Origin of the sequence: Falsiroseomonas oryziterrae, assembly GCF_021864505.1 — a bacterium.
Lineage (GTDB): Bacteria > Pseudomonadota > Alphaproteobacteria > Acetobacterales > Acetobacteraceae > Falsiroseomonas > Falsiroseomonas oryziterrae.
The window spans coordinates 1-1,082 of sequence record NZ_JAKJIB010000609.1; the positions used below are offsets into that span (position 1 = coordinate 1).

2 protein-coding genes are annotated in these 1,082 nt (G+C 77.5%); both read right to left on the reverse strand.

Annotated features, from left to right (window positions below):
* Positions 1–312: 312 nt before the first annotated feature.
* Complete coding sequence (locus L2I40_RS23585) at positions 313–771, reverse strand: RES family NAD+ phosphorylase (protein ID WP_237217782.1); 459 nt, start codon at positions 769–771, stop codon at positions 313–315.
* A 58-nt stretch (positions 772–829) separates the two neighbouring features.
* Positions 830–1,082, reverse strand: a 253-nt coding sequence (locus L2I40_RS23590) for an MbcA/ParS/Xre antitoxin family protein (protein ID WP_272911014.1), incomplete at its 5' end; no start/stop codon positions are given.

Below are 1,082 nucleotides of genomic sequence, written 5' to 3' on the forward strand. Positions count from 1 at the left end.
CCGGGGTTGGCGGGCGTCGCGGCCGCGGCCGGGCGCTGCACCTGCGAGGGCGTCGCCGGTGTGGCGGGGGCGGCCGGCGCCGTCCCCTGGGCGAAGGCGGGTGCGACGAGCACCGCGGAGAGCGCGGCAGCGAGCGAGAGGCGGGTCATCTGGCGCATCGTTTTCCTCCTGTGGGTTCGATGGCAGGAGGCAGACTGCCGGCCGACCGCGGCAGGGCTTCGGCGCCGCCGAGGTATCTTCGCGGCGTCCGGGGCGACGTCGCGTCAGCGGTGGCGAAACCGTGCCGCCGGTGGCGGGACGAAGGCGCGACGGTCAGCGCCGCGGCGCCGGGATCCCGAACAGCCGCGGATCCCAGTCGAGCGGCTGCGGCCGGCCCACGCGGATACGTGCGGCATCCGGATGCGTCGGGTTCACGACGTAGTTCGCCTCGCGCGGCACCACGGCCGAGGGCACGCGCAGCAGCGCGGTCCGGCCCTCGGCCAGCCATCGCGCTCCCGCCGCCACCGCCGCCGTGCTGCCGAGCGACCGCCACGCCGCGGGGGGCGCGGCAAGCAGATCCTCGACCGGCAGGCCGTCCGGCACCTCCGCCTCCACCACCAGCGTCGCCCCGAAGCCGCGCCGCTGCACCAGCCGTTCCAGCATCGCCAGCGCGAGCGATCCGGCGGCGTAGATCACCGGTGTCCCGATCGGGTTCCAGCGCCCGCCATGCGCGGCCGCCCCCGCGCCGTCCCAGACCGGATGCGCCGCCGTGCCGAGCCGGTAGAGCCGCAAGGTCAGGCGGAACCGCGCGGCATGCGCGCCGCGCCCGCCCTCCGCGCGCCGGCCGCGATCACACCGGCAGCCCGTGCTCGATGTTGTGCAGCACCCGCTCCACCATCCGCGCGCCGAGGTCGGTCGCCGCCACCTCGATCGGCGGGCGGTCGCCGAACAGCGGATGCGGCGCCGTCAGCCACGCCTTCGCCTCCGCCGTGTCGCCCAGCGCCTGCGCCGCCAGCGCCGCGACGCGCGCCAGGCGGTCCGCTCGTTCGGTCGCCGCCGGCGACAGGCGCGGGCTGCGCTTCAGTGTGGCCGGCGAGGCGACG